The organism is Psychrobacillus sp. FSL K6-4046 (assembly GCF_038624605.1).
GTDB lineage: Bacteria > Bacillota > Bacilli > Bacillales_A > Planococcaceae > Psychrobacillus.
Genome location: NZ_CP152020.1, coordinates 317,202 through 330,876 on the forward strand (window position 1 = coordinate 317,202; position 13,675 = coordinate 330,876).

Below are 13,675 nucleotides of genomic sequence, written 5' to 3' on the forward strand. Positions count from 1 at the left end.
GAAGGGGAAATTAAAATGGATCACAAAACATTACCCACTCTTTTAGCGGAAAGGTCTGCTAATCATGAGCAAGAGGTTGCTCTCAGGCAAAAACAGCTAGGGATTTGGCATGAGGTTACTTGGGGGGAATACAGTAAAAAGGTAAATCAATTATCTATTGTATTATCTGAATATTTTGATTTTTATAAGGGGGAAAGGCTAGCAATTATAGCCGATAATCGGCAAGAATGGGTTTATACCCAACTTGCTGCACAAAGTTTAGGCGGTATAACGGTAGGGATCTATCCAGAATCATTACCTGAACAAATTGTTTTTTATCTAAATGACTGTAAGGCCAGAATCGTATTAGTTGATAATCAAGAGCAGGTAGATAAATTGTTGGGGATTGAAGAGCAAATACCATTAGTTGAGCAAATCATATTTTGTAACAAGCAAGGGATGAGGCATTATAAGCATCCAAAACTAGTAGACTTTGAGGATTTACTATCAGACGGCATATTATTGTTGCGAGATAAGGCAAAGTTCCTTGTTGATCCACCTGAAGAGGTTTTGGAAAATGACCCTGCAATTATTGCCTATAGTGCAGCAACATCAGGGATGCCAAAAGGTGTCATTTTAACGCATGCTAACCTAATTGATGCGGCTGAAGGTCTACTTACTATTGATAACGTGAAAACAAAGGAAGATTATTTTTCTTTTTTACCTTTCGCTTGGATTCATGAGCAAATTTTAGGGATAGTAACTCCTTTAATTAAAGGGATGGTTGTTAACTTCCCCGAACGCCCACATACAGTTTTAGGCGATCTTCGGGAAATAGATCCACATACATTGCTGGCTCCACCTAGAGTTTATCAATCTATCATGTCTAGTTTTACGAACAGGATAGAGGGAGCAAGTAAGTTTAAAAAAACAATTTATAATTTTTTCAAGAAATTTGGGGACAAGGCTGCCCATGCAGAATTGAACAAAGAGCCAATCAATTTCGTAGACAAAGCAATGTATGTATTAGGAGATATTATTGTTTTTAGTGCCATTCGTGATCATTTAGGTTTAGCGAGAGTTAAAAGAGCTTATGTTGCAGGAGCTGCTTTGCATCCGGAAGCTTTTTACTTTTATCACAGTATTGGAGTAAATCTAAAACAAACCTATGGAGGGACTGAGGTTGCTGGTATAGCTTTTGTTCAAAGAGACAAAGACGTAAGAGCCGGAAGCTCAGGAAAAGCATTACCAAATACACTAGCTAAGATTGGAGAAGATGGAGCAGTATACATTAAAAATTCAGCTGTTGCTACAAATTATATAGGTGGAGAAAGTACGCATGATGGGGATGGATGGATTTCCTTAGGTGATTGTGGTCACTTGGAGGATGACGGACATCTTTACGTGCTAGATAGATTAGAGGATATTATTATTGCCGAAAATGGCCAAGTTATTTATCCGAGACTGATAGAAAACAAGTTAAAATCGAACCCTTACATTTTAGAGGCAGTTTGCTTTGGTCAAAATAAACCATATGTAACTGCAATGATCAATATGAACTGGAACAGTATGGGGAGATGGGCAGACAAACAAAGAATTGCTTACACAGATTATGAAGAGCTGGCTAAAAACAATCAAGTGATAGAGTTTTTGGAACAACAGGTGTCATTGTTAATGAAAGATTTACCTTCCTTTGCAAGGGTAGAGAAATTCACACTTTTACACAGACCATTTTCAACAGAAGAAGGAGAGCTCACCAGAACCTATAAAATAAGAAGAAATTTCATAGAAGATCGTTACAGAGTGTTGATTGACGGGATGTATACAGAAAGAGAAAGTATTTCTGTAGGGTCGAGTGAGATGGATAACGTAAGAGTGGTTCAACTAAATAGAGAGCAGGAGGTGACGTTATGACATTCTTTCTTCAAATGCTTGTCACGGGAGTGGTAGTAGGTAGTATCTATGGTCTAGTGGCATTAGGGTTTGTATTAATTTATCGGGCAAGTGGTGCACTAAATTTGGCAAATGGAGAGTTTGTTATTGTTGGCCCCTATATTTGTTTAGTTTTGATGACTGCTTACCGTATCCCTTTCTTTATTGCCTTGTTAATTACCCTTATATTCAGTGCCATTTTGGGGTTAATCGTGGAAAGATTAGTTATCCGCCCTATTCAAAATGCACCAGTAGTATCTGTTATTATGGCGACAATTGGACTTTCTAGCTTACTAGGGGGAGCCGTTCATATGATTTGGGGTCACCAAACAAGAATGTTTCCTAAAATATTCCCAACAACTCCTATAAATATATCAGGAATTATTATTAGTCCTGTATATCTTTGGTCTTTTGTAATTGTCATAACATTGCTCACCATATTCTTGTTGCTGTTCAAGTTTTCAAAAATGGGGATTGCTATGCGAGCAGTGGCAGATGATCGTCAGGCTGCGATGTCAATGGGGATCAGTGTGAAGTATGTTTATGCAGCAACTTGGACTATTGCTGCTGTTGTAGCAGCGGTAGGCGGGATATTGCTAGGGAATATCAACGGTTTAAGTCCTACGATGTCTGCAATTGGTTTGACAGTTCTGCCGGTCGTAATTTTAGGTGGATTGGATAGTGTTCTTGGAGCAATCGTAGGTGGATTTATAATTGGTATTCTCCAAAACATGGCAGGTGGATATATAGATCCATTTGTAGGAGGAGGCTTAAAGGAGGTTGTTCCATTCATAGTGGTTTTACTCATCTTAATGTTAAAACCATACGGACTATTTGGTAGTAGAACAATTGAGAGGGTGTGAACCTATGAGGAATCTGTTTGTTAGAGAAAGTGGTAATTATAAAATTTCTTATTTAGACGATGCAAAAATGTTTGGAACAACCTCTGGCAAGATTAAAGGTTTATTAATAGTAGCCATGGTCCTCTTGCTGCCATTAGTTACTACTAATTATTGGATTGGTCTTCTTACCCTCTGTTCTATTTCAGCGATTGGGGCAATCGGACTTAACATACTGACGGGTTTTACTGGGCAAATATCGATTGGAGTCGGCGCCTTTTTAGGTGTAGGTGGATATACATCAGCAATTCTAACTTCCACCTATGGATTAAGCTTCTGGATTTCTTTACCGTTGGCTGGAATCGTTACAGCTTTAATAGGGGGCTTGTTCGGTGTTCCTTCCCTGAGACTAAAGGGTTTGTACTTGGCTATTGCTACTTTAGCTGCGCAAGTTATCATTTTATTTGTCATTAGTCGATGGGATAGTTTAACAGGTGGTACTGCTGGAATGGTATTGAATCGTCCAAAGGTTGGAGACGTTTCTTTAACGAGTAATACACAATATTATTATTTATGTGTCATTATTTTGTTACTTACCGTCTTGTATGCTACTAATCTATTGAGAACAAGAACTGGAAGAGCCTTTTTGGCTGTCCGAGACAGAGATATAGCTGCACAAATAATGGGGATCAATCTATTTAAATATAAGGTAATGGCATTTGTTATAAGCTCGTTCTTTGTCGGTATATCTGGAGCTTTACTCGCACATTACACAATGATTGTGAGTCCAGAACTATACAACTTTCATGTATCTATCGAGTACCTAGCAATGATTTTGATAGGTGGCTTAGGAAGTGTATTTGGTTCTATTCTAGGAGCAGCTTTTATAACATTGTTACCTGTACTGCTAGGTTCCTTCGTTGATGTTTTGGCAGCTTTTATGCCAGACTTCTATCAGTTGTTTTCAGCTTTTAAGGATTTTGTTTTTGGAGCTGTCATTATTTTATTTTTAATCTTTGAACCAGGAGGACTCGCACATATTTGGCTCAATTTTAAGAAGTACTTTAAGCTTTGGCCGTTTTCTTATTAACTAGTTTTCGTTTTCTATTAGAAACAAGGGGAGTGTTGATGAAGTTGAGAAAAAATAATTTTGTATACAAAATATTGGGGATTCTTTTCGTGTTATTACTAGGGGCTTGTTCAGAGGAAGGTACATCTGAAGGCAGTGATGGCTCGAGAAAAGTGGTTGTTGGTGGACTATATGATATAACTGGCGGTACTGGAGACGTTGGAACACCTTACGCAGAGGGAGAAAAAGCGTATTTCAAATATGCTAAAGATAAAGGAGAAATAGAAGGCGTAGATTTGGTTTTGAATGGAAAGGACTACGCTTATTCTATTCCAGAAGCCCAAAAGATTTACCAAGAGCTGCGAGATAAAGAAAAAGTTGCTGCTGTACTTGGCTGGGGAACGGGAGACACAGAGGCATTACGTCAGCAAGTGGCTAGCGATAAGCTTCCTTTTTTCTCTGCATCGTATTCTGAGAATCTAAAAAACTTAGAGGAGAGTCCTTATAACTTTTTGGTGGCTGCTTCATACTCCGATCAAGGGAGAACTGTATTAAAGTGGATTAAGGATAACCATAAAGGCTCTGATCCAACGGTAGCATTATTGTATAACGATACAGCGTTTGGGCGTTCTCCAATCGAGGATATTAAAGCGTACGCGGCTGAAATTGGTATTAAGGTTGTAGATGAGCAAATTGTTGATGTGCAGGCTACCGAAGCACAATCTCAGTTATTGAATATGGAGAAGAAAAATCCAGATTATGCAATTATCCAAGAAACTTGGGGCGCAACAGCTACAATTCTTAGAGATGCTAATACACTGAACATAGATACCCAATTTATAGGGTTAAACTGGGCCTCTGGTGAAGGAGTTATTACAATAGTAGGGGAAGATGTAGCGGAGGGCTATATTGGTATTCTATCGCATGCTTTACCATACGAGGATCAACCAGGAATGGCTGAGGTAGAGGAATATTTAAAAGGTGAGGGAAAAACACTAGAAGATATCAATCAGAAATTTATCCAAGGATGGTCGGCTGCTAAAATTATGGTTGCTGGTATAGAAGAAGCGGCTAAAAAACATCCGGACGGTGATATTACAGGAGAAGAGATTAGATCAGGTCTTGAATCTTTAAATAACTTTGACCTTGGCGGACTTGGAGCACCGGTAAGCTTCAGTGCAGACAACCATACAGGCACGGAGCAGACTCGTCTAGGCATAGTGAAGGGCGGCAAATGGGAGCCTTTAACAGATTACTTTAGCTATAAGGACTAAAGTGGAAATGAGGAGCTGGCATGCTAAAGGTAAATAATGTAGAAGCAGTATACTCAAAAATTATTTTAGCTTTAAAGGGAACGACTCTTAATGTTCCGAATGGAGACATCGTAGCTCTTTTAGGCAGTAACGGTGCAGGGAAGTCTACGACGCTTAAAGCGATTTCAGGTTTACTTTATGCGGAAGATGGACAGCTAACTGATGGAACGATTGAATTTGAAGGCAAGTCATTGAAGGGACTAACAACTGATGTGATTGTAAGGAAAGGCATTTTCTTATGCATGGAGGGTAGACGAGTTTTTAAGGACTTAACGGTTGAGGAGAATCTAACAGCTGGGGCATTCACTCGAAAGGACCGTTCTAATATAAAAAAAGATATAGAGAAAATCTATGGGTATTTTCCAAAGCTAAAACCTTTAGCTTCCCGTAAAGCGGGTTTCCTTTCGGGGGGAGAGCAGCAAATGCTCGCAATAGGAAGAGGAATCATGGCAAAGCCAAAGCTACTGCTATTAGATGAACCATCGTTAGGAATAGCACCCTTACTGGTCAAGGAAATATTTCAAAATATAAAACAGATAAATGAAGAGGAAGGTACTTCCATCTTAGTTGTAGAACAGAATGCCAATATTGCCCTATCGATAGCTGACTACGGATATATAATGGAAAATGGTAGAGTAGTTTTACAGGGTGATGCTGCGAGTCTATTATCAAACACAGAAGTTAAGGAACATTATTTAGGCATTGGCAAAGAAAAAGGTTATAGAGATAATAAAGGAGCTGGACGTAAACAGCGAATGGTTTGGTAAACTAGCTTACTATAAGGTTGGAACATTACTAGTCTCAATTAAAGACGTGAAATCAGAAACTTGATTTCACGTCTTTGCTTTTTTTAAAGGAAACTGATTTCGAATAAAAAATTCTCTATACTCGTTGATTGGCGAGGAAGTCAGGACTCCTATAAAAATATTTTAATAATATAGGCATTAAGTTCTATATTTTTAGTTTAAATTTAATGAAAAAAGGGAAAGTATTAATAGTTAAAATTATCTCTTTGATAAAAAAGATATAAAAATGATTATTTTTTGTTTATTATATAAACATATCTAAAATACTAGATTTATTTACAAAAAAAGGTGTTAATATAGATATTAATTAATCTATATTAAAGATTTATAGATTATTAAAAATGGAGGTACTTTATAGTGAGAGAGCAAACGAGATATTCTCGTCTAGCCCATATAACAAAGCTGATCAATACTAAGCTAGATCTTAGAGAGGTATTGGAGCAAGTCATCAAGGCTATATCTGAGGAAATTGTTCAATGTGATTCTGTAGGAATTTATTTGCCACAGCAGGATGGACAATTTAGGGGGTTCGTAGGGAAACCCGAATATATTAATGGTTTTACGTTAGATATGCATTTGATTGAGACGGAATATGACTTGCTTGCTAAAGAAGTAATAGAAACGCAAAAAACTATATATATACCAGATACATCAAAAGATACTAGACCAGACCCAAGGAATGTGAAAGCTTTCCAGATAAAATCTTTATTAGCTCTTCCTATCTCTTTTGAAAACGAGCTTTTTGGACTAGTTTTCTTGTTCGATTACGGTACGCCGATGAACCTGACGGAGGATGAAATTCAAACCGTAGAGGCCTATGTGAATATGGCTGGGGTTGCTATTCAAAATGCTACCAATCTTACTAGAAAAGAGAACCTAATAGCGGAGAAGCAATTACTTCTAGATCATACTCGAGAGCTATCTATGTGTTCAACCATGCAGGAAGTAATTGATCGGTGCTTCTTCTATGTGGGTAAAGTATTGGGCAACTATAATATTGGCGTTCATTTATTGGATCCTATGGCTGATAAGAATATAAAGCCAGCAAGTCTCAGTCAAAATAGTGATTGGACTGAAGAAGAATGGATAAGAACCCATGAAAACTTAGAAGTAGATGAAAATGATCTCGTAATTCAAGAAGTCATTCAGACTAAAAAAGCAATTATGATACCTAATGTTTTTGTAGATGATCGTCCCAATCACGATGCCTGTAGAACGTTTGGTATAAGGGGAATGTATCTGTGGCCATTAGTGACGATGGGGGAAGTACTAGGGGTAATTGCTGTAGTAAATTTAGATGACGAAGAAATAAACTATTCCGAGTCTGATATTCTTTTAGCGCAATCCATTGTGGACGCAACTGCAGCTAGTCTTTCTAATATGCTTTTTATGGACAAGCAGGAAACCATTATAGAAGAGAGAACCTCGGAAATCCGTGTAAAAAATACAGAGCTGGAAAGAGTTGTTCACGAGCTGCAGCATCTTAGTAATGAGAAAGAATTGATCTTAAACTCTGCAGGTGAAGGGATTTTTGGTATAGATTTGTGCGGGAGAATCACGTTTTGTAATCCAGCTAGTGAAAAGATGCTAGGTTATGAAAAGGGAGAGCTGATCGGTACGTTATCTTCTAGTGTTATTTGCGAAGAGACTGAACATTCATCCTTTGGAGAAACCGTGCAAATGTTTTGTAAGAAAGATAAAACAAATTTAGCTGTAGAATATGTTCTTTCCTCGATTGTAGAAGATGGGAATGTTATTGGGCAAGTTGTAACGTTCAAAGACATTACTGAAAGGAAGAAAATGGAGGAAGAGATTAGATACTTGGCTTATTACGATAGTTTGACGGATCTTCCAAACAGAGTCTTGTTAAATGATAAGTTAAAAAAAATACTAGAAGACAAGGAGCAACAAGGAGCAATTTTATACTTAGACTTAGATCGCTTTAAATTAGTAAATGATAGTTTAGGACATAGCTATGGCGACTTGTTGCTTAGAGAAGTGGCAAACCGTCTTCAAATAGTAATCCCGACAGATGCGATTGCATCTCGACAAGGGGGAGACGAGTTTACTGTTGTTTTGCCTAATATTCAATCTAAAAAGGACGTGCTCGATGCTGTAGAGCAGATTTCCGATATATTCTCGCAACCTTTTTCATTAATGGGAAATGAAATTTATATTAAGACAAGCATAGGGATAAGCATGTTTCCTAAAGATGGCGTGGATGTGGAAGTACTGATAAAAAATGCAGACGCGGCCATGTACAAATCCAAGGAAAAATCAGGTACAGGCTATCACTTCTTTGAACAGGAGATGAATACCAGGTCATTAGAAAGCATTCAGCTAGAAAATGCTCTATATAAGGCGCTTGATCGGAACGAATTAGATGTATATTATCAGCCACAAATTGATAGTAGGACGAACGACATAATAGGAGTGGAAGCTCTTTTAAGATGGATACACCCAACAAAAGGGATGATTTCTCCTGCAGATTTTATACCAATTGCAGAGGATACAGGGCTAATTGTGCCGATTGGAGAATGGGTACTAGAGAATGCCTGTAAGCAGTTGAAAGAGTGGCATAAAGAAGGAAATGACTTTATGAGTGTCTCGGTAAACTTATCCAGCAGACAATTTGAAGAAAATGATTTAGTAGAAATGGTGCAGAGAGTTTTATCTGACATAGAGCTAGCTCCAGAATTCTTGCACTTAGAATTGACGGAAAATCAAATCATCAAAAATAAAGATTTGACCGTTGAAATGATGGAGCAACTTAAAGAGATTGGTGTAAAGATAGCGATAGATGATTTTGGAACAGGATATTCTTCGCTAGGCTATCTTAAAAACTTTCCAATTGATGCTTTGAAAATAGACAAATCGTTCATTCAAGATATTAGAGAAGATGATGATAGTAATTCAGCTATTACTAATACAATCATTACACTAGCAGAAAATCTCATGCTCAATGTAATCGCTGAAGGTGTCGAAACAAAGGAGCAATTAGATTTTCTTTTGTCAAAGGGCTGCTATTTAATGCAAGGTTATTACTTTAGTGTTCCTTTAAAAGCGGGTGCATTGAAAGATAAATATTTAATTTAATAGGGGGAAATGGGATGAAAGCTGTTCGTTCTGTGTTGGAATATTTAAAGGGGATTGGAGTACAACACGTTTTTGGAATACCTGCAGGCTCTGTAAATGCATTTTTTGATGAATTATATGATATGCCGGAGATTACTCCCATAATTACTAAGCATGAGGGTGCTGCCTCCTATATGGCTGCAGCCTATGCGAAATACTCGGATCAGCTGAGTGTATGTATTGGAAGTAGCGGTCCTGGAGGTACTAATTTAGTCACCGGTGCAGCTAATGCAATGAGAGAGCACTTGCCAATTTTATTTTTAACGGGAGCTGTGCCAGTAAGTACAGAGGGCTTGAATGCATCGCAGGAGCTTGATGCGGATCCGATTTATCATTCTGTCACGAAGTATAGTGTAACAGTGAGAGACTCAAAGGATTTATTAAAGGAAATTATTAAGGCTACCAAAATAGCAGTTTCCGGTGTTCCTGGTCCAGTACATATAGCTATGCCTATTGATGTTCAACAAGGTCCGTGTGGTAACGAAGAGATTCCTACTATTTTGGTAAGGGAAGAAGTTATACCGAATCTCGACATGATTAAACAGGCAGCTAAAGAGTTAGTCGAAAGAAAAAGTGGTTATATATTTGTAGGTCAAGGGGTTAGAAATTCAGTCGACCTATTATTTGAATTGGCAGAGATGCTCGAGTGGCCGATTATGACAACGCCTGTCGCAAAGGGCTTTGTTCGTCAAGATCATCCATTGTCTGCAGGAGTTTTTGGATTTGCTGCTACAGAACAAGCTACAAGTCTTATAAATGACGGAGATGGAAAATCTCTATTAATCATCGGTTCTAGTCTTGGAGAAACAGCTACTAATAACTATAATGGTAGCCTGACTGATGGGCGCTTTACGGTTCAAATGGATTTTGATGAAACCGTCTTTAATCGCAAGTATCCGATCGATATTCCTATCCTGGGTGATATTCAATTGAGCCTTTCTGCATTAATAGAAGAGCTTAAAGCTCTTGGAATAACAAGGAAAGAAATGGCCTTTAATAGAAAAGATAATGTCCAAAGTCATGAAGATTATACTACTAAGAATGTGTTACTTCAGTTACAGTCGTACCTCCCTTCATCTACCCGATACACAATAGATATTGGAGAATTTATGGCTTACGTTATACATGACATGGATGTCCTTGAATACAGTACATTTGATATAAATGTCCATTTTGGAGCTATGGGTAGTGGTATAGGGTCTGCGATAGGAGCTAAGCTTGCTGAACCAGATCGTCCTACAGTAGCCATTACCGGTGATGGGTGTTTCTTTATGCATGGAATGGAAATATTGACTGCTAAGGAATACAATATTCCTGTGCTCTTTGTTGTGATGAACAATGCTCGCTTAGGCATGGTTTACCACGGGCACAATCTGCAATACAAAAGGGTTCATCCAACCTTTGCGCAAGAGCCGATTAACATTGCAGCGATGGCAGCAGTTATGAACATACCTAGTGTTCGTATAGAGGAAATGGGAGACTTGAATGAGGAAGTTATAAACAGTCTCCTGCAGATGAATGGCCCAGCTGTATTAGAGATTTCATTGGTAGATAATAGTATCCCTCCAATGGGCGATCGAGTTAAATTTCTATCATCCTTTGGAAAATAATTAATATAAAAGCTCCTATCTCAGTGTTTGCGAGATAGGAGTTTTTTTATATTCGCTTCGTCATACGGCAAAGCACTTGTATTTTATAAGTGTTTATATTTCGTCCGGGCTACTTCTATCAAACTATTTAGGACCTGGCCTTTAAATGAATCTTCTACTGATTGTCCGTCTTCTGTGCAGAAATAGTAGCACATTTTTTCTTGATTATAACTGAATCCCAGCTCATTTAGCTTTTCATGTAAATTCTCTGGTAAGCCATCTAATCCAGTCTTTTGTTTAAAATAATCAGTTGCTAAAATGTAAACGTCTATATCTTTTACCCCAGTAGAAACAATAAACAAATCATGGTCCTGTTTTAGAATCCATTGCTTCTTAGAATATAAAGAGATTTTCTTGTTTTCTAAAAATGCAAGTCCATTTGTATTTATACCAAATAGGTTTTTTAGGAGAATGCGAATCTGCTCTCCAGTCCAATCTTGCTGTTGAGTTTCCAGGTGCCATGTAATGGCTGCCTTTGGAGTAGGCTCTTTCAGGTTTTCAGCAGTTTCTATGTCTAACAAGTATGCTTTGTCTAAATCTATGTAAAAAGCATGGGATATAAAATGGGAGATAGACTCGGTAGTTACCTCTACTTCTTTAGAACTAAAATACCGATCCATAGCTTCTATTTTAGACATTTCTACTAACTTGTCTTCAATTACTTCATTTTTAACGCCTTCACTTTTTAAGGTTTGGATGATTACTTCATCTATAGACGGATGGTATTTTGGAGAGTGTAAGAATGGCATAATATTCCTCCTTATTTTTAATTATCATACAATAAAAGCGGATGGGGTGCTTACATTATTTAAATAATAATTTTAATAACCTCATTTTTGAAGTTGTAATTCCTACTCATTTTAAAAGTTTTGAACGAATCAACTTAAGAAATACCCCTTTGTAGGAATCGTTAATCTATTTCATAGAATTTAAGGGTATAATTTTATACGTTTATATTATATGATTATTTAGAAATATTAAATTTATTTAAAAATAAATCTATTTTATAGGAAGGTGTGCCTATGAGTAATTACCGTATTCAAAACGTTCAAATGTGCTTAGAGGATGGCCAAATAATCGATGGGGAGATTTTAATTGTTGATGGAAAGATAGCATCTATATCTGAAGGTACAATGGAAGAGTTTACTGGAGAAGTCATTGATGGTATGGGATATGTTGCAATGCCTGGTTTTATAGATATCCATATTCATGGCGCTGCTGGCGCTGATTTTATGGATGGAGAGCTCAAGGCTACTAAAGAGATTGCCGAATACTTGCCTCAAGAAGGAACAACTTCTTTTTTAGCAACGACTATTACTCATTCATCAGAGCGAATTAAACAATCGATAGAAGTAAACACTCAATTCCTGGAGGAGGGTATAGAAAATCAGGGAGCAGAGATGCTTGGCTTTCATTTGGAGGGGCCATTTATACATCCCGAGCAGGCAGGGGCTCAGCCGGTTCAGCATATACAAAAGCCTTCCATTGATCGTTTAAATAGTTGGTTTGGAGAACAACTAAGCAATTTGAAGGTGGTTACATTGGCTCCTGAGCTCGACGAAGCTTTTGAGATGATCCAATATTTAAAAGAGAAAGGAGTTATTTCTTCCGCAGGTCATTCGAAGGCATCCTATCAAGACATTAATAATGCAGTACAAAATGGGTTAACACACCTAACGCATTTTACCAATGCTATGACAGGTGTTCACCATCGAGAAATTGGGATGGTTGGAGCAGGATTCATGAATGAAATGCTTTTCTGTGAAGTTATTGCGGATGGTATCCATTTATCAGACGATATGCTTCGATTAGTATTTAAGGTGATTGGGCCGGATAGACTCATCCTCATTACTGATTCAATGCGAGCAAAAGGGCTTCCCGATGGAAACTATTCACTTGGCGATCAGGAGGTCAAGGTGGTTGGTCGAACTGCTACATTAAAAACGGGTACATTAGCTGGAAGTGTGCTAAAAATGAATGAGGGTGTACGGAAAATCCGAGATTTAACTGATTTACCGCTTCATGAGTTAGTCAAAATAACCTCAACAAATGCAGCAAAAAGATTAGGGATAGATGATCGAAAAGGGAGTTTAGCAGTTGGGAAGGATGCCGACATTGTATTGCTAAATAACTCCTTTGAAATACAATATACTTTTTGTAAAGGAAGGCTGAGTTATTCTAATGAGCAAAGGTAATATAACATGGTTGGAAGTTAAAACTTACGAAGAAATGAGTAAAATGGCAGCTACTATTTTTGAAAAGCAATTAAGAGAAAAGCCACATAGTGTATTAGGATTGGCAACAGGAGGTACTCCGATAGGCTTTTATAAAGAATTGGTGCAATGCTACATAAAAGGTGATATTTCTTTTGAAGAAGCAAGTACGTTTAACCTGGATGAATATGTAGGGGTCGGGTCGGAGGAAGCTACAAGCTACCATAAATATATGCAGGAGCATCTATTTAACCATGTAAACATTCCAAGAGAAAATGTTTATCTTCCAGATGGCTTAGCAACGAATTTAGAGAAGGAATGTGCCCGTTATGAGCAGCAGATTGAACAAAAAGGCGGAATTGATCTTCAATTATTGGGGATTGGTGTTAATGGACACATTGGGTTTAATGAGCCAGGTACGTCTTTTCAGTCAAGAACACATGTTGTCGAGCTTGCAGATAAAACAAAACAGGATAATGCTAAATACTTTCCAGAAGGAAAATCAGTCCCAGAGCTAGCCATTACAATGGGTATTGAAACAATTATGATGGCTAAGCAGATTGTGTTATTAGCCTTTGGTGAAAATAAAATAGAGACTTTGAATCGCATTAAGGAACAAGGCATCTCCGAGGATTTTCCGGCAAGCTGTTTGAAAAAGCATCCTCATGTAACCATTATTTATGGAAGTTAAACATATATATAGTATCAAAAAAATGTTTGAGGAAGATATATAGTATCTC

The 13,675-nt window shown here is 37.6% G+C and carries 10 protein-coding genes; 9 read left to right on the top strand and 1 reads right to left on the bottom strand.

What is annotated here, in order from left to right; all coding sequences use genetic code 11:
* Positions 1-15 precede the first annotated feature (15 nt).
* The 7 genes from MKY09_RS01680 (at position 16) to MKY09_RS01710 (ending at position 10,683) form a co-directional block, all read left to right on the top strand.
* A complete protein-coding gene (locus MKY09_RS01680; protein WP_342567419.1) occupies positions 16-1,893 on the top strand; it encodes an AMP-binding protein in 1,878 nt (625 codons plus the stop codon).
* Positions 1,890-2,774, top strand: coding sequence for a branched-chain amino acid ABC transporter permease (locus MKY09_RS01685; RefSeq protein ID WP_298472205.1), 885 nt, complete (start codon positions 1,890-1,892; stop codon positions 2,772-2,774). The genes MKY09_RS01680 and MKY09_RS01685 overlap by 4 nt, the downstream gene beginning before the upstream one ends.
* A 4-nt stretch (positions 2,775-2,778) precedes the next feature.
* Entirely contained in the window at positions 2,779-3,840 is a 1,062-nt protein-coding gene (locus MKY09_RS01690; RefSeq protein ID WP_298472206.1) for a branched-chain amino acid ABC transporter permease, read from the top strand.
* 38 nt (positions 3,841-3,878) lie between these two features.
* Positions 3,879-5,093, top strand: a complete 1,215-nt coding sequence (locus tag MKY09_RS01695) for an ABC transporter substrate-binding protein (protein WP_169360038.1) — start codon at positions 3,879-3,881, stop codon at positions 5,091-5,093.
* Between the two features lie 20 nt (positions 5,094-5,113).
* Complete coding sequence (locus MKY09_RS01700; protein ID WP_298472209.1) at positions 5,114-5,899, top strand: ABC transporter ATP-binding protein; 786 nt, start codon at positions 5,114-5,116, stop codon at positions 5,897-5,899.
* 393 nt (positions 5,900-6,292) lie between these two features.
* The gene (locus tag MKY09_RS01705) at positions 6,293-9,034 is read left to right on the top strand and encodes an EAL domain-containing protein (protein ID WP_342568198.1); all 2,742 of its coding nucleotides are present in this window, start codon (positions 6,293-6,295) and stop codon (positions 9,032-9,034) included.
* A gap of 14 nt (positions 9,035-9,048) precedes the next feature.
* Positions 9,049-10,683, top strand: a complete 1,635-nt coding sequence (locus tag MKY09_RS01710; RefSeq protein WP_342567420.1) for a thiamine pyrophosphate-binding protein — start codon at positions 9,049-9,051, stop codon at positions 10,681-10,683.
* 83 nt (positions 10,684-10,766) lie between these two features.
* On the opposite strand, the gene MKY09_RS01715 is transcribed toward MKY09_RS01710, so the two are convergent.
* Positions 10,767-11,471, bottom strand: a complete 705-nt coding sequence (locus MKY09_RS01715; protein ID WP_342567421.1) for a hypothetical protein — start codon at positions 11,469-11,471, stop codon at positions 10,767-10,769.
* Between the two features lie 273 nt (positions 11,472-11,744).
* Between MKY09_RS01715 and nagA the strand changes: the two genes are divergently transcribed.
* On the top strand, positions 11,745-12,917 hold the full coding sequence (nagA, locus tag MKY09_RS01720) for an N-acetylglucosamine-6-phosphate deacetylase (RefSeq protein WP_298470757.1): 1,173 nt from the start codon (positions 11,745-11,747) through the stop codon (positions 12,915-12,917).
* Position 12,918: 1 nt separating this feature from the next.
* The gene (nagB, locus tag MKY09_RS01725) at positions 12,919-13,626 is read left to right on the top strand and encodes a glucosamine-6-phosphate deaminase (RefSeq protein WP_298470761.1); all 708 of its coding nucleotides are present in this window, start codon (positions 12,919-12,921) and stop codon (positions 13,624-13,626) included.
* Positions 13,627-13,675 lie beyond the last annotated feature (49 nt).